21 protein-coding genes are annotated in these 23,970 nt (G+C 46.8%); 9 read left to right on the top strand and 12 right to left on the bottom strand.

What is annotated here, in order from left to right; all coding sequences use genetic code 11:
• Positions 1–751: 751 nt before the first annotated feature.
• From fusA to V1358_RS17195, 5 genes are all read left to right on the top strand, one after another.
• Complete coding sequence (fusA, locus tag V1358_RS17215; RefSeq protein WP_347394319.1) at positions 752–2,839, top strand: elongation factor G; 2,088 nt, start codon at positions 752–754, stop codon at positions 2,837–2,839.
• Positions 2,840–3,088: 249 nt separating this feature from the next.
• Positions 3,089–4,678, top strand: a complete 1,590-nt coding sequence (locus V1358_RS17210; protein WP_347391927.1) for an alkaline phosphatase — start codon at positions 3,089–3,091, stop codon at positions 4,676–4,678.
• A gap of 11 nt (positions 4,679–4,689) precedes the next feature.
• Positions 4,690–6,477, top strand: a complete 1,788-nt coding sequence (locus V1358_RS17205; RefSeq protein ID WP_347394318.1) for an alkaline phosphatase — start codon at positions 4,690–4,692, stop codon at positions 6,475–6,477.
• A 51-nt stretch (positions 6,478–6,528) separates the two neighbouring features.
• Positions 6,529–7,287 (top strand): hypothetical protein, encoded by a 759-nt coding sequence (locus tag V1358_RS17200; protein ID WP_347394317.1) that lies wholly within the window; start codon positions 6,529–6,531, stop codon positions 7,285–7,287.
• Between the two features lie 81 nt (positions 7,288–7,368).
• Positions 7,369–8,100 carry a substrate-binding periplasmic protein gene (locus tag V1358_RS17195; protein ID WP_347394316.1) on the top strand — a complete coding sequence of 244 codons (732 nt, stop codon included), beginning with the start codon at positions 7,369–7,371 and terminating at the stop codon, positions 8,098–8,100.
• Positions 8,101–8,301: 201 nt separating this feature from the next.
• On the opposite strand, the gene V1358_RS17190 is transcribed toward V1358_RS17195, so the two are convergent.
• The 11 genes from V1358_RS17190 to V1358_RS17140 form a co-directional block, all read right to left on the bottom strand.
• On the bottom strand, positions 8,302–10,929 hold the full coding sequence (locus tag V1358_RS17190) for an ExeM/NucH family extracellular endonuclease (protein WP_347394315.1): 2,628 nt from the start codon (positions 10,927–10,929) through the stop codon (positions 8,302–8,304).
• Between the two features lie 149 nt (positions 10,930–11,078).
• A complete protein-coding gene (hemB, locus tag V1358_RS17185) occupies positions 11,079–12,089 on the bottom strand; it encodes a porphobilinogen synthase (RefSeq protein ID WP_347391932.1) in 1,011 nt (336 codons plus the stop codon).
• Between the two features lie 118 nt (positions 12,090–12,207).
• Positions 12,208–12,972 carry a TatD family hydrolase gene (locus V1358_RS17180; protein WP_347394314.1) on the bottom strand — a complete coding sequence of 255 codons (765 nt, stop codon included), beginning with the start codon at positions 12,970–12,972 and terminating at the stop codon, positions 12,208–12,210.
• 6 nt (positions 12,973–12,978) lie between these two features.
• Positions 12,979–13,512: a hypothetical protein gene (locus V1358_RS17175; RefSeq protein WP_347394313.1), complete on the bottom strand. Its 534-nt coding sequence runs from the start codon at positions 13,510–13,512 to the stop codon at positions 12,979–12,981.
• Positions 13,509–14,249 (bottom strand): twin-arginine translocase subunit TatC, encoded by a 741-nt coding sequence (tatC, locus tag V1358_RS17170; RefSeq protein WP_347391935.1) that lies wholly within the window; start codon positions 14,247–14,249, stop codon positions 13,509–13,511. The genes V1358_RS17175 and tatC overlap by 4 nt, the downstream gene beginning before the upstream one ends.
• Entirely contained in the window at positions 14,242–14,562 is a 321-nt protein-coding gene (gene tatB / locus V1358_RS17165; protein WP_347391936.1) for a Sec-independent protein translocase protein TatB, read from the bottom strand. Before tatB ends, tatC begins: the two co-directional genes overlap by 8 nt.
• A 5-nt stretch (positions 14,563–14,567) precedes the next feature.
• Positions 14,568–14,801: a Sec-independent protein translocase subunit TatA gene (gene tatA, locus V1358_RS17160; protein ID WP_347394335.1), complete on the bottom strand. Its 234-nt coding sequence runs from the start codon at positions 14,799–14,801 to the stop codon at positions 14,568–14,570.
• A gap of 73 nt (positions 14,802–14,874) precedes the next feature.
• Positions 14,875–16,476: a ubiquinone biosynthesis regulatory protein kinase UbiB gene (gene ubiB / locus V1358_RS17155; protein WP_347394312.1), complete on the bottom strand. Its 1,602-nt coding sequence runs from the start codon at positions 16,474–16,476 to the stop codon at positions 14,875–14,877.
• Complete coding sequence (locus V1358_RS17150) at positions 16,476–17,105, bottom strand: ubiquinone biosynthesis accessory factor UbiJ (protein WP_347391938.1); 630 nt, start codon at positions 17,103–17,105, stop codon at positions 16,476–16,478. Before V1358_RS17150 ends, ubiB begins: the two co-directional genes overlap by 1 nt.
• Positions 17,106–17,114: 9 nt before the next feature.
• Entirely contained in the window at positions 17,115–17,870 is a 756-nt protein-coding gene (ubiE, locus tag V1358_RS17145) for a bifunctional demethylmenaquinone methyltransferase/2-methoxy-6-polyprenyl-1,4-benzoquinol methylase UbiE (RefSeq protein WP_347391939.1), read from the bottom strand.
• 108 nt (positions 17,871–17,978) lie between these two features.
• Positions 17,979–18,947 carry a GGDEF domain-containing protein gene (locus tag V1358_RS17140; protein WP_347391940.1) on the bottom strand — a complete coding sequence of 323 codons (969 nt, stop codon included), beginning with the start codon at positions 18,945–18,947 and terminating at the stop codon, positions 17,979–17,981.
• Positions 18,948–19,196: 249 nt separating this feature from the next.
• On the opposite strand from V1358_RS17140, the gene V1358_RS17135 reads away from it, so the two are divergent.
• Complete coding sequence (locus V1358_RS17135; protein ID WP_347394311.1) at positions 19,197–20,966, top strand: DUF885 domain-containing protein; 1,770 nt, start codon at positions 19,197–19,199, stop codon at positions 20,964–20,966.
• A 73-nt stretch (positions 20,967–21,039) separates the two neighbouring features.
• A complete protein-coding gene (locus V1358_RS17130) occupies positions 21,040–22,098 on the top strand; it encodes a potassium channel family protein (protein ID WP_347394310.1) in 1,059 nt (352 codons plus the stop codon).
• An 8-nt stretch (positions 22,099–22,106) separates the two neighbouring features.
• Here V1358_RS17130 and V1358_RS17125 read toward each other — a convergent pair whose 3' ends face one another.
• A complete protein-coding gene (locus tag V1358_RS17125; RefSeq protein WP_347394309.1) occupies positions 22,107–22,928 on the bottom strand; it encodes an alpha/beta hydrolase in 822 nt (273 codons plus the stop codon).
• Positions 22,929–23,058: 130 nt separating this feature from the next.
• Here V1358_RS17125 and V1358_RS17120 point away from each other — a divergent pair, with 130 nt between their 5' ends.
• Together V1358_RS17120 and V1358_RS17115 are read left to right on the top strand one after the other, a co-directional pair.
• Entirely contained in the window at positions 23,059–23,574 is a 516-nt protein-coding gene (locus V1358_RS17120; protein ID WP_347394308.1) for an RNA polymerase sigma factor, read from the top strand.
• 11 nt (positions 23,575–23,585) lie between these two features.
• Entirely contained in the window at positions 23,586–23,960 is a 375-nt protein-coding gene (locus tag V1358_RS17115; protein WP_347391945.1) for a DUF6768 family protein, read from the top strand.
• The last annotated feature ends 10 nt before the right edge of the window (positions 23,961–23,970 follow it).

The following is a 23,970-nucleotide window of genomic DNA, read 5'->3' as shown; positions in this document are numbered from 1 at the left end:
GCAACCAATTCTTAGTGATTTTTCACAATATTCCCCAGAATTATCATTGTTCGACCTACGGTCGTCGCCACGGCGTGTCGCGTTCACATCCGGCTCCCGCAACCAATTCTTAGTGATTTTTCACAATATTCCTCAGAATTATCATTGTTCGACCTACGGTCGTCGCCACGGCGTGTCGCGTTCACATCCGGCTCCTGCAACCAATTCTTAGTGATTTTTCACAATATTCCCCAGAATTATCATTGTTCGACCTACGGTCGTCGCCACGGCGTGTCGCGTTCACATCCGGCTCCCGCAACCAATTCTTAGTGATTTTTCACAATATTCTCCAGAATTATCATTGTTCGACCTACGGTCATCGCCACGGCATGCATTTTCTTTATCTCAGCGCTAATTTGACTCACATACCCCAGTTAATTTGCCCCTTTAATTCCAAGCGTATTTTTAAGCCCCTCAGTCCGAGTCATTTAACATGTAATTTGCACATTTAAGATCCTTTAGCCACTGGGCTGGAGCAGAGTATGGGGCCGTTTAGGAAGAAAGATAACAAAGGATCGCACAAGGTGAAGCCTTGGATCGCCAATCAATTCACGCGCGTAGGCGAGTTGGGGACGAATTAGTTAGGGTAAATTATCTCCTGCACTCGATATTTCTAAATTTGATTGCATTTTAAGCGGTTTCTATGATGATGTTCGCCACAAGAGGTGATATACTCCCGCCGAATAATTTTTCGACCAATCAGAGTATAGAAATGGCAGATTTATCCAAATACAGAAACATTGGTATTTTCGCGCACGTTGATGCGGGTAAAACTACCACCACTGAGCGTATCCTTAAGCTCACCGGTAAAATCCACAAAACTGGTGAAGTACACGACGGTGAGTCAACAACTGACTTCATGGAGCAGGAAGCTGAGCGTGGTATCACAATCCAGTCAGCTGCTGTAACGTGTGAGTGGAAAGGTCACCGCCTTAACGTAATCGACACTCCTGGACACGTTGACTTCACAGTTGAAGTATACCGTTCATTAAAAGTACTTGACGGTGGTATCGGCGTATTCTGTGGTTCTGGTGGTGTTGAGCCGCAGTCAGAAACTAACTGGCGTTATGCGAACGAATCAGAAGTAGCACGTGTTATCTTCGTAAACAAACTAGACCGTATGGGTGCAGACTTCTACCGCGTAGTTGGTCAAGTAGAGAAAGTACTAGGTGCTAACCCTCTAGTTATGACTCTTCCTATCGGTATCGAAGATCAGTTCTGTGGTGTTGTAGACGTACTAGAGAAGAAAGCGTACGTTTGGGACGAGACAGGTCTTCCTGAGAACTACGAAGTACAAGACGTTCCAGCAGACATGGTAGACAAAGTTGAAGAATACCATGAGATGCTAATCGAGACTGCTGTTGAGCAAGACGATGACCTAATGGAAGCGTACATGGAAGGTGAAATGCCTTCACTAGAGCAAATCAAAGCGTGTATCCGTAAAGGTACTCGTGATCTTGCTTTCTTCCCAACGTACTGTGGTTCTGCATTCAAAAACAAAGGTATGCAGCTAGTACTAGACGCTGTTGTAGATTACCTACCAGCTCCTACAGAAGTTGACCCTCAGCCGCTAACTGATCCTGAAACAGGTGAGCCTACTGGTGAAGTAGCAACTGTTTCTGCAGACGAGCCACTTAAAGCGCTAGCGTTCAAAATCATGGACGACCGTTTCGGTGCACTTACGTTCATCCGTATTTACTCAGGCCGCATGAAGAAGGGTGACACAATCCTTAACTCTGCTACGGGTAAAACTGAGCGTATCGGCCGTATGGTTGAGATGCAAGCGGACGAGCGTACTGAACTTACCGAAGCGCAAGCGGGTGACATCATCGCTGTTGTAGGTATGAAGAACGTTCAAACAGGTCACACTCTATGTGATCCTAAGCACGAATGTACGCTTGAAGCGATGATCTTCCCTGATCCAGTAATCTCAATCGCTGTTGCTCCTAAGGACAAAGGCGGTAACGAGAAGATGGGTGTTGCTATCGGTAAAATGGTTGCAGAAGATCCTTCATTCCAAGTTGAAACTGACGAAGATTCAGGCGAAACCATCCTTAAAGGTATGGGTGAGCTACACCTAGATATCAAAGTTGATATCCTTAAGCGTACTTACGGCGTAGACCTAATCGTTGGTCAGCCTCAGGTTGCTTACCGTGAAACTATCACTCAAGAAGTTGAAGATAGCTACACGCATAAGAAGCAGTCTGGTGGTTCTGGTCAGTTCGGTAAGATCGATTACCGCATCAAGCCAGGTGAGCAAAACTCAGGCTTCACGTTCACTTCATCAGTAGTTGGTGGTAACGTTCCTAAGGAATTCTGGCCAGCAGTTGAGAAAGGTTTCGCGTCAATGATGCAGGAAGGTGTACTTGCAGGCTTCCCAGTACTAGACGTTGAAGTTGAACTATTCGACGGTGGTTTCCACGCAGTTGACTCATCAGCTATCGCGTTCGAAATCGCAGCGAAAGGTGCATTCCGTCAGTCTATCCCTAAAGCGGGCCCGCAGCTTCTTGAGCCAATCATGAAAGTTGACGTGTTCACTCCGGAAGACAACGTGGGTGACGTAATCGGTGACCTTAACCGTCGTCGTGGTATGATCAAAGACCAAGAAGCAGGCGCTATGGGCGTTCGCATCAAGGGTGAAGTACCACTATCAGAAATGTTCGGTTACATCGGCCACCTACGTACAATTACTTCAGGTCGTGGTCAGTTCTCTATGGAGTTCTCGCACTACTCACCTTGTCCGAACAATGTAGCGGAAGAAGTAATTGCAGCTGAAAAAGCGAAAAAAGCAGCTAAGTAATTAGTTCTTTTTTAAAGAAAAACCCAAGCTAATAGCTTGGGTTTTTTTATGCCTGCAATTCATGAAACCTCAAGTATCAAGTCTTAAAGCTGTCATATTTCTATCACCGCATAGTCAACAAACCTTTATTTTTTAGCAACATTCCTCACCTAAAGTAACGCCTGCAGCAAGGATGCGACCTTGCTAACACAGCAGCCTTCAACGCCAATAAATGTGAAGTGCTCACCAACTACTACTCGGGAACAAATCATGAAAGTGACAAAGTTAGCTCTTGCTACGTCAGTGGCTCTGGCACTATCTAGCCAAGCGTTTGCAGGTGTTTTACCAGCAGCGCAAGTTAATAGTCAGTGGTACCAAGCAGACCAAGATAAAGTGACTGCAAAACAACAACTAGCAACGACTGAGAAGAAAACAAAAGCAAAGAACGTAATCTTATTCGTCGGTGACGGCATGGGTGTTTCTACACTGACAGCCGCGCGTATTTTGCAAGGTCAGAATAATGGCCAACTGGGTGAAGAAGGTTTATTGAGCTTTGAGCAATTTCCTTATTCTGCGCAAGTAAAAACCTATAACGTAGATGCACAAACCCCAGACTCTGCAGGCACTATGACGGCGATGGCGTCGGGTGTAAAAACAGATGTTGGCGTGATCGGTGTGGATGAAAACGTAGAGCGCGGAGATTGCTCAACAGTCGCAGGCAATGAGCTAGTCACAGCATTGGAATTAGCTGAAATTCGCGGTTTGAGCACGGGTGTTATTTCAACGGCGCGTATTACCCACGCTACACCTGCAGCTACCTATGCAAAATCAGCGGATCGAAATTGGGAAGATGTATCTGATATGCCAGCTGCAGCGGTAGAAGCGGGTTGCCAAGACATTGCCAGTCAGCTGGTTAATTTTGAAGCCAACCTAGAAGCTCGTTTCCTTGGTACTGATGTTGATGGTATCGAAGTCGTTATGGGCGGAGGTCGTCGTCATTTCCTACCTAAAGATGAAGCTTATAACACTGACGATGCCGTGAGCTCAGTTGAAGGTGACCGCACAGACGGCGTAGACCTAACAGCGCAATGGCAGCAACAGTATGAAAACGGCGTATATGTGTGGGATAGAGCGGGTTTTGAAGCATTAGATGCTAATGCGGAGCGCGTATTTGCCTTATTCAATGAATCGCACATGCAATACGAAGCAGACCGTGGCAACGATATTGCTGGTGAGCCTTCGCTTTCTGAAATGACGCAAAAGGCCATCGACATCCTCGACAACAACGACAAAGGCTTCTTCTTAACCGTTGAATCAGGCCGTATCGACCATGCACACCACGCAGGTAACGCATACAACGCCCTAAACGACACCATAGAGTTGGCAAAAGCAGTGCAAATGGCAGTGGATAACACCGACCCTGAAGAAACACTGATCCTTGTAACCGCGGACCATAGTCACGTGTTTACGATTGCAGGTTATCCAAAACGCGGTAACCCAATTCTTGGTCAAGTAGTTGCTGTAGGCAGTACAACACCTTCGCTTGCAGCGGATGGTCAACCATACACAACAGTGGGTTATGCCAACGGTCTTGGTTTCCGTAACCTTGGCGCTGAAACCGATGCCGATGCCAGTTATAGCGAAGGCGCAATGGCGGGTCGTCAAAACATCAGTGGTATCGACACCACAGCTCCTGGCTTCCACCAAGAAGCAACCATCCCACTTAGCTCAGAAACGCACGCTGGCGAAGATATTTCGCTCCATGCAATGGGCCCAAGCGCTCACCTTGCGCAGGGCGTGGTAGAGCAAAGCATGGTTTTCCACATCATAGATTCAGCACTTGAGCTAACTAAGCAATAGGAATAAGTTCGATGAAAAAGTTAAGTTTACTTTCTCTAGCAGTTGTCGCTGCACTCGCTGGTTGCTCAGATGATGATGCACCAAAAACACTGACACTAGAAACAGCTATCGCAGTGGGTGATAGTCAATGTATTAACGGCGGCTTGTTGCTCCAAGTTGGTGCCGATGATAACGGCAATGGTCAGCTTGATAGTGGTGAAGTGGATGCGTCCAAAACAACCTGTAACGCTGTAAAAACAGCGCTAGACGAAACAGAATTAGCGCACCTTACGCAGAACCCTTGGTTTGCAGATGCTCAAGAAAAAGTGACGGTGGCGCAGGCTCGTTCAGAAGCGGCCATGACCACAGCACCAAAAGCGAAAAACGTGATCTTATTTGTCGGTGACGGTATGGGTATTTCAACGGTGACTGCTGCGCGTATTCTTGCAGGTCAGCTTGAAGGCAAAGCAGGCGAGGAGCACCAGTTAAGCTTTGAGAAAATGCCATTCTCCGGTTTTTCAAAAACCTACAACGTAGATGCACAAACACCAGACTCAGCGGGCACAATGACGGCAATGGCGTCAGGCGTAAAAACTGACGTAGGTGTGATTGGTGTAGCTGAAGGTGTAGAGCGCGGTAACTGTGCTACTGTGTCTGGCAATGAACTCGTGACCGCCTTGGAGCTTGCTGAAATAGCAGGTAAATCAACAGGCGTGATATCAACAGCGCGTATCACTCACGCAACCCCTGCGGCGACTTATGCAAAATCTGCGGATCGTAACTGGGAAGATGTATCTGATATGCCAAGCGACGCAGTAACACAGGGTTGTGAAGACATCGCTATGCAACTGGTTAACTTCGAGCAAAACCTTGAAACACGTTTTGATGTGGATGTTGATGGTATCGAAGTCGTGATGGGCGGCGGTCGTCGTCACTTCTTGCCAAAAGACCCTGCGTTTAACAGTGCTGACGCGGTTAGTAGCACTGAAGGTGACCGTACGGATGGCATCGACTTAACGGCAAAATGGCAAGAAGCTTACCCAACGGGTAAATACGTTATGGACCAAGCAGGCTTTGACGCTATCGATGCGGCAACGACTGAGCGCGTATTCGGTTTGTTTAACGAGTCACATATGCAATATGAGCAAGACCGTGCAAACGATGTAGCAGGTGAGCCTTCACTGGCTGAAATGACGACCAAAGCAATCGACATTCTTGATAATAATGGTGAAGGCTTCTTCTTAACTGTGGAAGCGGGTCGAATCGACCATGCGCATCACGCCGGTAATGCTTATAACGCATTGCATGACACCGTTGCTTTTGCTGATGCAGTGCAAGCAGCTATGGATAGCACCAACCCAGAAGAGACGTTAATCATTGTGACAGCAGACCACAGTCACGTATTTACGATTGCAGGCTATCCAAAACGAGGTAACCCAATCTTAGGTAAAGTAGTTGCTGTGGGGAGTGAAACACCCACACTGGCAGCAGATGGCATGCCATACACCACAGTTGGTTATACCAATGGTAATGGCTTCAAAGACCTAGGCGCCGAAACGGATGCTGATGCAGGCTACAACGGTGATATCGTGACCGGTCGCGTAGATTTAACGAATGTTGATACTACAACACCAGGCTTCCACCAAGAAGCATTAGTACCGATGAGCTCAGAGACACACGCTGGTGAAGATGTGGGGATTTACGCTCAAGGCCCTGGTGCGCACCTAGTGACAGGCACCAACGAGCAAAGCTACATTTTCCATGTAATGAACTATGCAGCCGACCTTGTAGCGAAAGCTGAAGCTAAACTAGCTAAGTAAGGTAACAACGGGCCGAGTGCTTGGCACTTGGCCCTCTTTTTGTAAGGATGAATGATGAAGTATCTTGCACTTACAGTGGTGGCTGCCACAGCGATGAGCGCTTTGTTGTCGACCACTGCAGTTGCGCAGCAACAAACGATTGAGCAATGCGATGTTAATGCGCACGTGATCAAAGCCAATTACCAGCAACAGCAAAAACAAGGTGACACCCAGCAATTTGGATTGTGGCGTTTGAATGCAGAAGTCGCGCACCAGTCGATGCAATCAGGCGTTGTTGATAAGTGGCAACAGCTCAGTACAGGGCAAATGCGACCAGTGCGATATTTTGAACAATATCAACGTGCAATTGAGTATCAACCGGGTGAGTTGAGAAGTAACAGCGGCAATGTTGAGTGGGCGCAAAAATACCAGTTAGTCAGTGATAACTTACTACAGACGCCTGTGCGTGAACAAGGTCAAGGGTGTGAACGTGAGCAGTATTTTGAACACGCCTCAGGGACTCAAAAACTCGCAGTCACGTGGTTGCCAGAATTGCAGCTAGTTAAAACCATGATTATTAGTGAGCAAAACGACGTGGGCGAGTGGCAAGTGCTGAGCACGTTAAAGCTGCAAAGCTATCAATTAACACCACAACTAATTGAGCGTCAGTTTGCCCTGTGGGACCGCTACCAAAGCACGGATTACGCCGATGTGGGTGACAATGAGCAAGATGCTTTCTTATCGAAAATGATCAATCAAGGCTTTATTGAGCATGGTGCATCCGGCTTTTACAGCAGCGATGGTCATGCCCTAGGTGGTCATCACCACTAGTTCAAAGAATAACGCGTGTAGTTTGTTAAATTACACGCCGTCTTCCTATACTCATTACTTAGCTATTCAAACAAGCCTGTAATGATTAAACGTATTTTTGCCCCATTTTTATTGCTGCTTTTCAGCACAGTCAGCGTGGCGCAAACCGAGCATGTGGTTATCGCCGCCGAAGATGCATGGACGCCCTACGCCAATGCCGATGGTACGGGTATGGCTAATGATTTGATTATTGCGGCCTTCGATGCCGTTGATGTCAGCGTTGAGTTTCACGTTTATCCCTACGCCCGCGTGCTACGATATTTGGATGCCGGGAGCTATGTGGCTGGCTTTAATGTGCCGATAGACAGCGAATCACAGAGTAAGTATTTGCTGGGTAACACTCCTTTGTATAAAGCCTATTCCGCGTATTATCACAACACCCGTTGGCCGCTTGCTGCACTCAATCGCGATCAACTCAACGGAGAGTTGATCGGCGTAGTGCGGGAATACGGTTATGGTCAGCATTACCTCGAAATGCTGGAGACGGGCAAGGTGATAGCCGCCGAAGCAAATGCCGATTTACCCAATGTTAAGCGCTTAGAGCTAGGTCGTCTTGACGGCGCGATTATCTTTATTAAGGCGGCTAATTACTTACGCCGTGCTGATGAAATACCTGACAACATTCAAATTGCCTTTCTTAATGAGGGCACGGATATTTATTTGGCATTTTCGCGAGAGCATCCAGATGGAGCGCGGTTGCAGAAGTTGTTTGAGAAAGGGTTGCAAATCATAATCGAAAATGGGGAAAGGGATAGGATTTTGGAGTTGTATTAGGTTTTCGGACCGCCGACGACGGGTTAGAGGAAATGGGCGCGCATTTCCTCTAACTTGTCGTCGCCAACGCGACAAAATGCCGATGTGAAAAGCGACCCTCTTCATCCATAAACATGGTAAGTTAAAGAAAAACCGTATTTTAAAAAATAAAAAGGGCAGATATGAAATCTGCCCTTTTTAGTTCTTAGCGTATTAGCGCGATTAGAATTTAACAGCGCGGTAGCTGAGAGTTACGTCACCGTAAGGAGTGGTGCCAAGTAGGCGGATTTTCCATTTACCACCTTCTGGTTTTTCAAACTGGCAAACCTCGTTTGCACCTGCACTTGTTGATGCGCAGTCATTTTTGAAAATAGAAGGGCGGCGCTGGTGGCTGACATACAAGTTTGCATCACCCCAACCGCCTGTTAGTTCGATGTCGAGGTAATCGAAACCTTCTGGAATGTCGATGGTGTAGTTCTTCGGCCAGAACCAGCCGGTGATGTTGGCGTATTCACCAGACCTTTCAGCAATGGGCTTTGCCGCGTTAATGGCAACGATCACAGGGTCGTGATCTGATGCGCGATACGCGTTGTCTGCGTACCAGCTAGCTTGTTGAGTTTGTGACTTAAATTCAACGTTGTAATCAAGCACGCGAGGCTCGTCGGCGTTGATGTGCCAGTCTGTGGCTGCCGCGACTTTGTCCATGAGTGGCGCTGATGCAATGGCGTGGTCCAAGCTACCCATACGACCTTGGAAGTTGTATGAATAACCTAAAGTATCACCGTCTAATGTTGGGATCACATTAGCAAAACCTGCGTTAGCGAATGCTGTAATTGGGTCTTCCATAGCGTAGGCATTCATGTCACCCACGATGATGATGTCGTCGTCATTAACGCCAGTTGGTTTGCTAGATAACCAGCTTACAAACTCAGTGGCGCCGGCAACACGGGTAGCGTTGTAACACGCTTGGCCGTCATTTTGGTCGGCATCCATTCCCTGTGCACTGCCACAGCCGCCTTTCGATTTAAGGTGGGCTACTGCAACGGTCAGGATTTCCTTAGTGTCTTTGTGTTGGAAACTTTGTGCGATACCTGCGCGGTTGCCGTAAGAGAGAGCACCTTGGTCGTTAATGCTGGCAGTGCCTTTTTCTACAACGCGGTCACTGCGGTAAATAAGCGCAGTAGTGATTTGATCGGTGCCTACTTGTGCGGTGCCAAAATCAACGAATGCATATTCACCTTCGGTACTTGCATCATTAAGAGCGGTTACCAATGAAGCAACAGCACTGAACTCCCCAAAACCGTCGTTTTCGATTTCCATTAAACCAATGATGTCAGCATCCAGCGCGGTGATTGCACTGACGATTTTTTGCTCTTGGCGAATGAATTCTTCTAGGCTATCTGCACCACGAGAGGTCGGGAAGCCGCCTTGTTGGCCATCACCGTTGAAGTAGTTCAATACGTTGAAGCTAGCTACCTTGATATCACCTTGTTCGACTAGCTCAGGAGCATCAGTACGAGGGTTATCAGCAATAAATTGCGGTGTTTGCGTTGGGTGCAAACGATATTGATTGAAGCTGTAACCCAGTACACCCGTTAATCCTGACACACTGTCGCCTAGGCGCAGCGTGTTGTAAGCATCAAGACCACCTGCTGGGTATGGCACTACTTCTGGGTTTTGTCGTGTTGAACCATCATCAATAAGTAGCTGTTTAAGCTGGTTTTCTTGTTCAAGCGCATTGGCGGCGTCACCTGGTGAAGCAACTTGTGTACCTTGGTAAAGACGCTCGGTTGCCACACCCACTTCGCCGTAGCGTGCCATGTTGTAGCTATCGACAACATACAAAGGCTGAGTCACGTGCACAAGCATACCTTCGTAGGCTTCTAAATCATCGTTGCTCGCCAGTGGCAGAGTTAGCTCCGTGCTAGTAACGCTGTCTGTGCCACAGTGAACCAGTGCAGAAACGTTTTTCAGTTGCGTTGCGTCGTAGTATTCATCCACAGTGGCTGTTAAACGCACAACGTCGCCCACGTTCACATCAAAGCTGGTGTTATATACAAAAACACCTTCAGATGTCATAGGGTCAGCATCAGCCACTAAAGATGATAAGAAAAAGCCTTTTAGCTGGTCAGCATTTTGGAAATCTGCACTGACCACTGCCTCAACAACGACTTGTTGGTCTTTTAATGGGCTTTGTGCGCCAGCACCTTGAATGGTGTTGATTGCAGTCGCATCTGCACCACAGGTCATGTCTAATTCTGGTTCAGGGTTTGGATCAACCGGGCCTGTTCCGCCTAGGTATTTACCTAAATCACTGGCATCATCTTTTGCTGCGCCGGTGAAGTATTCGCTTGGGTCATAGCTTGCGAAAATATCGGTGCGTGGTGCACTGGTACTGATACGGCGAAGTGTTTTATCTTGTGTCGCAATGTCACCTGAGCCCCAGCGTGAGCCAGGATCAAAGCCAACTTGGCCGATGCTGTCGATGATAGTGCCTTGTTTGCTTAAAACAATCGCGTCATCGCCGTTATACCAGCTGCTGCTATTGGTTTGGTTAGCTGCACTCAAGGTGTCTGCATAAGCCAGTTTTTGCGCAACAACATGTGTTGATTTCGGTGCAATGACACCTTCAAGATTAAATTGTGTACCAACAGTTGTTTTACCATTGAAGTAAAAAGCAACGTTATAGTCGCTCAGTTCAATCGTGCTGTCTGTCGGATTATAAAATTCGAGCGCTTTGTTATTGCTGCCGCCTTCCATGTATTCGGAAATAATAATATCAGCATATGTTGGCATTGCGGCCAACGCTGACGCCATAGCGAGTGCTATAGGAGTGAGAGTGTTTTTCATGCGTAAGAATCCCGTGTTTCTAGTTAGTCTAACCCTTTAAGGGGTACTTATTGTACGGGCGCAAGGTTACACAAAAGTTTCACTTTGTTAACTAAAAAGTTTTATATGTACCAAAAAAAATGGCGATACAGTGTGTATCGCCATTAATATCACTTTTCGTTGAGCCAGATAGCGGCCTTTTTTGCAAAGTAAGTCAAAATACCGTCTGCTCCGGCGCGTTTGAATGCCAGGAGTGATTCCATCACCGTTTCACGCTCTGCTAACCAACCATTGTTGATAGCCGCCATATGCATGGCATATTCACCACTGACCTGGTACGCGAATGTCGGTACTGCAAATTCGTCTTTCACGCGACGAACAATGTCTAGATAAGGCATGCCCGGCTTAACCATAACCATATCTGCGCCTTCTTGCAGATCCAGTGCAACTTCACGGAGTGCTTCATCTGAGTTGGCTGGGTTCATTTGGTAGGTTTTTTTATCTGCGCCTTTAAGGTTGCCAGCAGAGCCCACTGCGTCACGGAAAGGACCGTAGTAGCTTGATGCGTATTTAGCTGAGTAAGCCATGATTTGTGTGTGAATAAATCCGCATTCTTCTAAGGCATCACGGATCGCGCCGATGCGACCATCCATCATATCGGATGGAGCAACAACATCCGCGCCTGCTTCAGCATGCGATAGCGCTTGCTTCACGAGGATTTCGGTAGTCACATCATTGATGACATAACCGTTATCATCGATGATGCCGTCTTGTCCGTGGACTGTGAATGGGTCTAGTGCCACATCGGTGATCACGCCGAGCTCAGGAACTTCAGCTTTAATTGCACGCACGGTGCGTTGCGCCAGACCTTCTGGGCTGTATGCTTCTTCTGCAAGTAGCGACTTTTTGTCAGCGGGGGTCACTGGAAAAATAGCGATGGCAGGCACACCGAGCGCAGCCAGCTCTTTGGCTTCCTCTACTAGTAAATCGATGGATAAGCGCTCAACCCCTGGCATAGATTCTACAGCTTCACGGCGATTCTTACCCTCAAGTACAAACACAGGATAAATCAGGTCGTTAACACTTAATTCGTGCTCTTGAGTTAAGCGGCGAGAGAAATCGTTTTTACGTAATCGACGCATGCGCGTGTATGGAAACAGATCCAAACCTGATTGAGGCATAGTGTTCTCCTGGAACTTAGATTATGTGCTTGTGAACGCTCAAATATTACCAGTTAATGGCACGGGATGCTTAGAGAAAATGCGAATTTGTTGATACCGCGCAATAAGGAAATGCGACCTACAGGTTAAACAGAGTGCGGAAGTTTTGGGTAGTTGTCTTGCTGACTTCTGATTCACTGACGCCATAGTGTGCACTGAGGTGTGTAACCACATAGGCAAGGTGCATAGGTTCACAGCGACGCGATTTAGGCTTAGGGCGAATAGTGCGCGGCAGTAAGTAGGGCGCGTCGGTTTCAATGAGCACGCGATCCAGACTTATCACGTTCAACGCGTCGTTTAAATCTTGAGATCGGCGTTCATCGCACACCCAACCGGTTACGCCGAGATACAAACCTAAATCTAGGTAGTTTTCGGCTTGTGCTTTGGTGCCAGTGAAACAGTGCAACACACCCTTTGGTTGGTATTCTTTGAGGATTGCCAGCATGTCTTCATGGGCATCTCGTTCGTGCAAATACACAGGGAGGTTGAGCTCGTTGGCGAGCGCTAATTGGCGGGCGAAGATTTCACGCTGTTGAGGCCTTGGTGAAAAGTCACGGTTGTAGTCTAAGCCACATTCGCCGATAGCGACGACTTCGTTTTCACTTGCTAACTGACGTAAGTTTGATTCCAGTTCGGCACTGGCATCTTTAGCATTATGCGGGTGAATGCCTGCACAACTCACGTATTGATAGCGTTTTGCGAGCGCGAGGGCTTCGATGCTGTCTTGCTCATCACAGCCAATCACCATCATCGATGTGATGCCTGCTTCGCGCGCTCGGGCGACTACGTCATCGGCATCAACATGGAATTGGCTGCTGGTTAGATTTACGCCCGCGTCGATCATCGAAAACTAGTTAGTGCGTTTAACACGAATCGTTTTGTTGGTGCCGGCCTTTTTCAACAAGAATGAGTTGAACATGGCACGACTGATCACCACTTCATCGTTCTTGCTAAGGTTGAAAGATTCAGTGCCAATTTGGCGCCATACCTGACCATTGTCTAGAGTGATAATCAGTTCACCGTATGGTGCTTCACTGATTTTGGTTACACCGGCAATAAGATCTTTTGCTTCTTCTTCTGCTTTGATTTTGTGCTCTAGGCCGAACTCTTCTTTACTTTTTGCATTTTGATTTGCAACGCTCGCAGCACTTGTGCCTACGGCAGCTGCAGTGGCTGGCGCGTTGGATTTACTTGGTTTTTCGCGAGCCGCGTCGATTGGTTTACCAGCCACAACGTTGTCGTAACACAATAGGCGGCGGAAGTCGTTTTCGATAAAACTACAGGCTTTTAATGCTTGCTCGTTCATTCCTTCAAACGCCACCGCGGGTGTTGTTAGGGTAGTGCTTAACAAAGCTAGCGAGGCAGGCACGAGATATTTCTTCATTGTTTTTCTTCCTGTGATGGTTTCGCGCTATAAAATGCGGCCATGATGAGGCCAAGCTCAAATAATAACAGCATTGGTAGTGCGAGCAAGGTTTGCGAGAGTACGTCTGGTGGTGTGAGGAACATGGCAACTACGAATGCCCCGACAACAATGTAAGGGCGTTTTTGCTTCAAGCTCTCTGTGCTCGTTGCGCCACTCCAGCACAACAGCATGATGGCCACTGGAATTTCAAATGCCACGCCGAATGCAAAGAATAGCTTTAAAGCAAAGCCTAGGTAGCTGCTGATATCTGGCGTCAAGGTCATGACTTCTGGGCCAATACCGGTAAAGAAGCCAAGCACAATCGGCAACACTACAAAGTAACAAAATGCGATACCACCGTAGAACAAGAGCACACTTGAAAGTAACACCGGCACTAGCATGCGCTTTTCATGCTTGTACAAACCAGGCGCTACGAATGACCAAACTTGATGCAAAATAAACGGAATGGCTGCGAATAACGACACAAACATGGTGAGTTTAAACGGCGTGAAGAATGGCGCAGTAACATCTGTGGCAATCATCTGGCTGTTTTCAGGTAGATGGTCCAGCAGCGGCGCAGCGACAAAGGCGTAAATATCGTTGGCAAAGTAAACCAGCGCGATAAAAATCACCAAGACCGATAAAAGGGCGCGAACTAGGCGGTTGCGTAGTTCAACCAAATGGGCAATAAAGCCACTTGTTTGTGCTTCACTCATCTTTATTATTACTGCTTTGCTGCGTTGATTTCTCGTAACTGCGAGTCACGGACTGAGCGGCCTTTTCAAGCTCCTTGACTGAGTCTTGTAGCTCGCTTGGCAAGTTGTCCATGTTTTGTTGTTCAGCTTTTTTGAGGTTTTGATGCAGTTCGTGAATACGAAGTTCTTCACTGACCTCAGCGGAAATGTGGTTGGCCATGCTTTTTATGCTTTTTATCCAGCCACTCACTGTGCGTACTGCGACCGGTAGTCTTTCTGGGCCAAGAACAATTAGCCCGACAATCATAACGACTACTAATTCCCACATTCCCATCAGGGTTATACCTTGTCTTTGGTTTGCTCAGGGGATTTTTCTTCAGCTTGCTCTTTTGCTTGAGTTAGCTTCTGATCTTCTTCAGCTTTTTCTTTTTTCTCGTCGTCAGAAACAGCGTTTTTAAAGCCTTTTACTGCACTACCTAAATCGCCACCAAGGTTGCGAAGTTTCTTCGTGCCAAAAATCAATACAATGATTGCTAGGATAATAAGTAACTGCCAAATACTAATACCACCGATCATAACCTTCTCCGAAATATTGCGTTAAGTAATTGCGCAGTATAGCGCGCAAACAGTGTTTGTCATAGAGGGCCTAAGCGCCTTTGCGCCAAGCCCAAACCAATGCTGCAAAGCCAGTAATTGCAGCGCCTGCGGCGGCTATTGTATGCCCAGATAAGGCGCACAAACTGGCAATGATCAGACCACTGCAACCTGCTAATGCGAGGATCAGCGGTCGCTGGTTTACAGGCGTTGGGGCAACAGGGTGTTGTTGCCTCTTTAAGCTGTGGTAAATAAGGTCAGGCAATTCAGGCATTTTCTCTGCCCAAAAAGGTAAGTTTGCGTACATTTGTTTAGCAACAGCCCACGGGCCTACTTGATCTTTGACCCAGTCTTCTAAAAATGGTTTCGCGGTTTTCCACAAGTCTAATTGTGGATACAGTTGTCTGCCTAATCCCTCTACGTAGAGTAGGGTTTTTTGCAGTAATACCAACTGAGGTTGAACTTCCATGTTGAATCGGCGTGCGGTGTTAAACAAATTCACCAACACATGACCAAATGAAATCTCTGCCAGTGGCTTATTGAAAATAGGCTCACACACGGTGCGAATCGCGAACTCAAATTCTTCGATGCTGGTATCCGCAGGAACCCAACCAGAATCAACGTGTAACTCTGCCACTTTACGGTAGTCACGGTTGAAAAATGCGATGAAATTCTCCGCGAGATAACGCTTATCTTCTTTGTTTAGGGTGCCGACAATGCCGCAGTCGATGCCAATATATTGTGGGTTGTGAGGGTTATCGTAAGAAACAAAGATGTTGCCCGGGTGCATATCGGCGTGGAAGAAACTGTCGCGAAAGACCTGAGTAAAGAAGACTTCAACGCCTCGCTCGGCCAATAGTTTCATATTGGTGCCTTGCTTTAATAAGGCGTCGGTATCTGAAACTGGGATCCCATAGATGCGTTCCATAACCAGCACATTACTGCGGCTAAAGTCGCTGTATACGAAGGGAATGTACAGCGCAGGTGAGCCTTCAAAGTTGCGTCGTAGCTGAATAGCGTTAGCGCCTTCACGCATTAAATCGAGCTCATCGAGTAGCGTTTTTTTGTATTCTTTGACCACTTCCACGGGGCGCAAGCGGCGCCCTTCACGTAGTAACTTAGCAACCACTTTCGCACACTGTTGCATCAAGGTGAGGTCGGCATCAATTTGCTTTTTGATATTCGGGCGAATGACCTTGACCACGACATCGTGAGTTTTGCCGTTGTCGTCACACAGTTTTGCGGTGTGTACTTGAGCGATGGATGCTGACGCGAGAGGATTCACATCGAATTCACTAAAGGCATCATTGATGTCATCAAGCTCTAGTGCTTTTTCGATAATGGCTTTGGCCTGGTCGCCAGAGAAGGGTGGGACTTGGTCTTGTAGCAGCGCGAGTTCATCGGCGATATCAGCAGGAAGCAAGTCGCGTCGCGTAGATAACATCTGGCCAAATTTAATCCATACCGGCCCAAGGGTTTGCAGCGCTAAACGCAGGCGCATGCCAGCTGGCTTGTCTTTATGGCGATTACGCAGCCAAAACAAGCTACCGCGCGCTAATTTGGCGAACCAAGGGAGCTTTTTCTCTGGTAGCAGCTCATCAAGCCCATGTTGCAGTAGGGTTTTAGTAATAAAATACAGTCGCGAAGCTGACACTAGTTACCTCTGTCCTGTTGGTTGGCTGCAAGCAAGGCGTCAATGCGTTGCTCTAACATTTGCATGTCACTTTTTAGTTGTCTGTTTTGACGAGTGAATTGCTCGGCTTCCAGTGGGTGTATCGCTACTTTGAGCTCATCTTGCAACAAGGTAATGACAATGTGGTCCAACTTACCTTGGTTTTGTTGCACAAGCTGTTTGCCTTTGTTGAGTTGTTGCCATACCAACTGAGCGGGTGCGTCACCAATGTACTGTGACCAATGTTCTGGCCAATCAATATCAAGATCACTAAAGGCTTGGCTAAATGCTTGAGCGAGATGAATATCACCTTCAATGTCTAGCTTGTGTTGACGAATAAGCTGGGTGAGCAAAGAAGGGTCCTTGAGCTTCATCAAGGTGTCTGTGTCGGCGCTAATAAAGCAATCGCTGTGCTCGGGCTGTTGCTCATGAGATTGAAGCATCAACCCCTGTGTTGCATACACCACACTGATGTATTGGTGCCAGTCGCGCACATGAATCACTAAGCTTTGCGATTGCACCTTTGCTAACCGCGCTTGAGCGTGGGAGTCCAGTGCGAGCAAGCGATTGGCAATTGTCTCAATGGCCGCTAAAGCGAAATGTGCGAGCATAGCTGCTCCTTAAAATTTGAAGCCGCGGTGCAATGCGACGATACCACCTGTCATATTTTGATAACTTGTTTGTTCAAAACCGACTTCTTGCATCATATTTTCGAGGGTTACTTGGTCTGGATGCATACGAATAGATTCTGCAAGGTACTTGTATGATTCGCTGTCGTTCAATACCACTTCGCCCACTTTTGGCAGAATGTTGAAGGAATACACGTCATATAGTTTAGTCAGTACTTCATGCTCAGGCTTAGAGAATTCAAGAATCAACAAACGACCACCTGGTTTTAGCACGCGGTACATAGATGCAAGCGCTTTGCTTTGATCGGTTACATTACGGAGGCCGAAAGCGATGGTGATAACGTCAATGCTGTTGTCTGGGAATGGCAGTTCTTCGGCATTCATTTGCACGTATTCAATGTTGCTAACCAAGCCACGGTCACGCAACTTGTCACGGCCAACTTTGAGCATTGAATCGTTAATATCGCCTAAAATCACTTTGCCAGTTTCCCCGACTAACTGGCTGAACTTTGCAGTTAAATCCCCAGTTCCGCCAGCTAAATCTAGAATAGTTTGGCCGCGACGAGCGCCAGAGCTGGCGATGGTGACGCGTTTCCACAAGCGGTGAATACCAAACGAGAGCAAATCGTTCATCAAATCGTACTTTGCGGCAACTGAGTGGAATACATCAGCAACATGCGCTGCTTTTTCATTTGCAGCCACAGTTTTATAGCCAAAATGCGTTGTTTTTTGCTCTGCTTCTTTCATGGTAATTCAAGCCTAGAGGGGAAGTTTGCCATAGTGTACTTGAGGCCCTTAAACAGCTCAAGGATTAAGCCTCTAAAGGGCTCAGAAACAAGCTCATTACTCAAGATGTTAGCGAAGAGGGGCGTGCTGTTGTGGTTGGTTTAGTAGGGCACTGAGATCTTGCTCATCATGGCGATGAGTGATGTGGCAGTTGAATGCAACACTGGGCAGAGAGTTCCCGCTACGCGAGCTGACAAAACGCAGTTTAGCAATACCCGCGCGGACTTTATCGGCGATAAGCGCCGTGGTTTCTGCATCCACGTCAGCTAGCAATATGGTGAATTCATTGCTTTGGGTGCGACCGCTGCAGCCACTTTCTTGAGTGTACTTTTGAATCTTGGACGCCACTTTTTCTAGCATCAGGTTTCCAATCAAATCACCGTAATCTTGGCAGAAAGTATGGTAGTTCTCGATTTCAATGCTAATGAGGGAAATGTTTTTGCCTTTCTCAATCCACATTTGGGTTTGTTTATCGAGATAATGGCGGTGATATAAGCCTGTGAGTGGGTCAATACTTTGCTTGCGCTTGATTTGTTGTAATTGCGATTTAGTCGATTGATATTGGCTTTTGATACGTTCGACAATCAGTTTGAAACTTTGCGTTTGTCGTCTCAGGCGTAACGTATGTTCGGCCAGCTTTTGCAGGTATTGGCGCGTTTGCTCAGGGTTATCTTCGTTGAGCGCCTGCGTGCATTTATCTATTTCTGAGTGGTAGTCGTCAAGCTGCTTTTGATTGGTCAGGGAATGATTTTGTAAGCTCCCCAGCATATCGCCAACGCGTTCAACTAAGTCTGTTTGTTGCTGTTGATCATTTGATAAATAACGAATGTATAACTCTTCCATTAATACCGAATCAACAACGCGCTTGCTCGTGACCGCTGCATCAAAGCTAGTATTGAGCTCTGTGTGTGAGTCGCTCACATAGATATACAGCACCTGATAGTTCAATGGTGTAGGCGGCAACGCATGTAATTCAAGCAAATGACACACTTGGGTCATTTTTTCTTGGGCATTGGCCATGGAATCATGGAACATCATAATCGCACTTACCACCACTTCAACAATAAAAGTTCACTAAAACAGGTACATATGTAACATCACTCCCCATTAAAGAACAAAAATTAAGAATTTGGAATAGCCTGAGAGCATTATTAACCTTAATCGAATAAAGATTGTTCAATTGCGCCGAAAACGCATGAAATTGCTACTAGTCGCAATGGCTTTGATTGTCTTGTTCTGTAAGCTACAGTGAGTGTCTTGAGCATTGCAACATTGAGAATTGAAGGTATGCAACCGAGCATAAAACTAAAAAAATTAGCCATAGTCACAGCCCTCACGCTTGGTTTAAGCGCGTGTGCAACAACTTCTAGCCAACAGGGCGATGCAAACCTTGTGTTTAGCGATGTGGCAGAGCAAATCGTTAAATACCGTGACAGTATCAATCCTTATAAACAGGAAATTGATGGTTATTTGTTACCGAACCTGAGCCCTGAAAACTTAGCTGCACAGTTCGAGCAAAGACAAGCATTGTTGGCGCAACTCGATAGTATCGAAGTTGATGCGTTGAACGATGAAAACAAAATCAACCTTCAAATTATCCGTGCGCAGGTGCAAAACCAAATTGACGAGTACCGTTTTAACTCGCATTACATGCCGCTGACTTCAGAGTATGGGTTTCATTCTTCGTTGTCGTTTATGGTGTCACGTGGTGATTACACCTCCAAAGAAGGGTTTGAAACCTACCTAAATCGCTTGCGCCAAGTGCCGCGCTTTTTCGAGCAAAACATGTATTGGATGAAAAAGGGCTTAGAAACAGGGCTGACGCAACCTAAAGCGGTGTTGCAAGGTTATGAAGAATCTATCTCTGCATATATAGTCGACGATGTTACCACTTCTGAATTTTACGCACCGTTCAAACAGAACACAGCGGGCATTTCCGACGAAGAATTTGCGTTATTGCAACAGCAAGCTAAGGAAGTATTAGGCACAGCAGTGATGCCGGCCTATCAGAATTACTTTGATTTCTTTGTATCGACATACCAGCCAGGGGCACGCGATAGCATTGGTATATCAAACGTGCCTAACGGCGAAGCGTATTATGCAAATCGCGCTAAGCACTACACCACCACTGATATGACACCAAAGGAAATCCACGAGCTGGGTTTGCAAGAAGTAAAGCGTATTCGCGGTGAAATGCAGGCGATTATTGATGAACTCGGTTTTGAAGGTGATTTCGCCGATTTTGTTGAGTTTTTACGTACAGATCCACAATTTTACGCTACAACTCCAGAGGAGCTACTCAAAGAAGCATCCTATATCGCTAAGAAGATGGACGCGCAACTCCCTAAGTTATTTAAACAATTGCCACGCAAGCCATACGGTGTTGCGCCAGTGCCAGCGAGTATCGCGCCGAAATACACCACAGGCCGCTATTCTGGTGCTAGCCGAGACGATGAAGCTGGCTATTACTGGGTAAACACTTATGCATTAGATAAGCGCCCGCTGTATGTACTTGAAGCGTTAACCCTGCACGAAGCAGTGCCAGGTCACCATTTGCAGATCTCCCTTAATGCGGAGCTAGATTATTTGCCAAGTTATCGTCGCAATGCTTACCTGTCTGCGTTTGGCGAAGGGTGGGGCTTGTACAGCGAATACCTAGGTATTGAAGCGGGTTTCTATCAAGACCCCTACAGTGATTTCGGTCGCCTTACATATGAAATGTGGCGTGCCGCGCGTTTGGTGGTGGATACAGGAATGCACATGTTTGGTTGGACGCGCCAACAAGCACTGGACTTTATGAGTCAAAATACTGCCTTGTCATTACATAACGTGAAAACCGAGACAGACCGCTACATTTCATGGCCTGCGCAAGCACTGTCTTACAAAATTGGTGAATTAACCATCAAACGCCTGCGTGCAAAGGCAGAAAAAGCGCTTGGACATGATTTTGATGTACGCGAGTTCCACTATCAGGTCTTGCGTCACGGCTCTATTCCACTTAATGTACTAGAGCAGCAAATTGACCAATATATTGCTGAGGCTTTGGCTAAAGAATAGCTCATTGGTTAATCATAATAAAAGTAATAATCTGGGCGCTTAAAGCGCCCAATTTGCAGGGAAAAGGCGGGATATGCCAATTTTTTTAAAGCGCCTCTTGTTGACGATCCGCAACCACATTGACCAACTCAGTTGGCAGGCTGTGGTGATCGCAATTGCTGCGCACATGATGATCACTTGGCTGTTGCTTGCTATTGCCGGTGAACAAAACCTCCTCGATTTTGGCACCTTCTTTTACTACTACGTGGTGACCACTTCAACGGTCGGTTATGGTGACTTAAGTCCGTCAACGGAGCTGGGTCGATTATTGGTAGCTTTGGTGCAAATTCCTTTTGGTTTGGCGCTTTTCGGTATGTTACTTGGCAAAGCCGGACAAACCATCACACATATAATAAGGCGTGCTATGACAGGTGAAAAAGACGTAACGCATTTTGCCAATCACATCATTATTTTTGGCTGGCATCCAGTGCGCACCCGTAAAATGGTGCGTTATATTCTTGCTGATGAAAAACGAGTTCGCAGAGACATCGTACTGGCGGTGATTGAGGACATTGAACATCCTTTTTTCTCCGAGCCCAATGTTAGCTTTGTTAAACTCAGCAGCTACACCGATGAAGAGCAATTGAATCGTGTTGGCATTACCACGGCCGACAGGATCATTGTGGAAGGGGCTGACGACAACCAAAGTTTCACCACTGCACTGAAAATCAGTAAGCTGGTGAAGGAGTCTGCCCATATTTGTGCTTACTTCGATGATGAGAGCAAAGCGCAAATGTTGTCTGAGCATTGTGCTAATGTTGAGTGCAGCTCAAACCGCACTGCGGAAGTGTTAGTGCGCTCGATGGAAGACCCTGGTGCAAGCCGAGTACAGCAAGAAATTATGTCGAGCTTACATGGCGACACTCATTTCTCGATGACGATTCCAAAAGAAGTGGCGCAGTTCACTTTTGCGGATATCTTCGAGGTGTTTAAGCGCCAGTATGACGCCACTATCTTGGGTATCGCGCACAACCGCAGTGCGCTAGATATGGATTTGAATCCACCGTTGGATTACACCATTCAAGGTGGCGATATTATTCATTATATTGCACCTGAGCGAGTCTTGGCTTCTGAGGTCAAGTGGCCAAAGTAAGGCTTTAGCTACTCCCGCATTAGCCAATCCAAACCTTGGATGGCTGATGTCGGGAATGCCGTCGCATGGCGAGCATCATCAATGATCTTCATCTTTAGTGCACTGTGGCTTTTCGGCAAAGTACGCAGTAAAGTTTCAAGTTTTCGCGCTTCTTCTACCATGTTTTCGCCTTCACCATACTCAGGAGTTTCCAAACTTCCAACAGAGATATAAATCTTGGGTGGATTTTGACTTGGCTTGAAAGGCAAGGTGAGTACGGAATTATTGTTGAACCAAACTGAGGGGCTGCTGATTACATAACCTGTGAACATATCGGGCTGGTGCAGCGCCATGTAGGCACCGAATAACCCTGCCAATGAATGCCCCATGTAGAATCTTTGTGATTGATCAACACGGTAATGGTTAGCCACATAAGTAAAGATTTTTTCACGTATAAAGCGTGCGTGAGCGCCAGCCTCTCCTGTTTCTAACTTCCAACTGGGATCTTTGGTTGGTGTGTAATCTCTGACTCGACTCGCTACACCTTTGGCTTCATTGCTATAGCCTATGGCGACAATGACTGCCTCAGGCAATGCGCCTGAGTTCATGGGAAAACGCGTGGCCCCTGATACCGTTTGGAAACTGTAGTGCCCATCTGCTAAATAGATAACAGGGTAAAGGGAGCGACCATTGTTATGATATGAACGCGGAAGTTTAATCAATATGGGATATGTGCGCCCGCTGGGTGTGTCTTCCAACTCAATAACAGCACTACGAGGAATGGTGTAAGCCGTTTGTTGGGCTTGGCTTAATCCGCTAACAAGCACCAATAGGAACCACACAAATCGCATAAATGCTCACTAAAATCATATGATTACGCCATACTAACAATAGTGTGTGGCGTTTTTCTATAAAAATCACGCTGACTAACCAACCATTTCTCTATTTGCCACGTCTTGTAATAAAGACCCAGTGTGATTTATGACGCAAACCACAACAGCATTATTGGTAATCGAAGCTCAGCGAGGTGACAAGCAAGCGTTTGACGCTCTTTGCGAGCGGTACTACTTAGCGAGTTTTCGTTTCGCCTTTAAATTGAGCGGGTGTGAGCAAAACGCCGCAGATATTACGCAAGATGTATGGAGCAAGGTGGCGAAAGATATCCGCGTGTTGCTCGAGCCCAGCGCATTTAAGGCATGGTTATTTAGAGCTGTGTATCGGCGTTTTATTGATTTAACTCGGCAGCACAAAAAGGAGCTGCTTGTTGATACTGTGCCAGAGCAAGAGGTAGAACAATTCAAGCGTGTTGAAGCGGGATTAGACTTACGCTCATTAATATCACGTTTGCCCGAAGTGGAGCGCCACACTGTGTACTTGTTTTATTTAGAAGAGCTAACGATTGGCGACATTGCCGCTGTTCTGGAGACCCCAGTAGGCACGATTAAATCGCGATTACACTCGGCACGCAAAAAGCTTAGTGACGCGGCACAAAATTAGAGGTGTGATATATGAATATTGATGAGCAAATTAAAGCAACCTTGCAACAAGAGCAGCAGCAAATAGACACGATTTTGAGCCATGATGAGGGTCTATTTAAACGCTTGGGCAATACTTATCAAGGTGCTATGCAGCGTTGGATGTGGTTTAGCACCCTATTAGCCGTGCTGTTATCCATTGTTTTTATTTATGCGGGCTATCGTTTCTTTGTGGCGGATACCGTGAGCGACCAAATTTTCTGGGCAGTGTGGTTTGTGGTAGGTTTGATGATGCAAATCGCTGTGAAACTGTGGATGTTTATGGAGATGAATCGCACTTCCATCATTCGTGAGTTAAAACGTACAGAAAGTTTAATTATTGCCAGTGCCAAAAAAGCCACCGATTAAGGTGGCTTTT

Origin of the sequence: Pseudoalteromonas pernae (assembly GCF_039831865.1) — a bacterium.
Classification (GTDB): domain Bacteria; phylum Pseudomonadota; class Gammaproteobacteria; order Enterobacterales; family Alteromonadaceae; genus Pseudoalteromonas; species Pseudoalteromonas pernae.
This window is presented reverse-complemented; position numbering and strand designations above follow the sequence as displayed.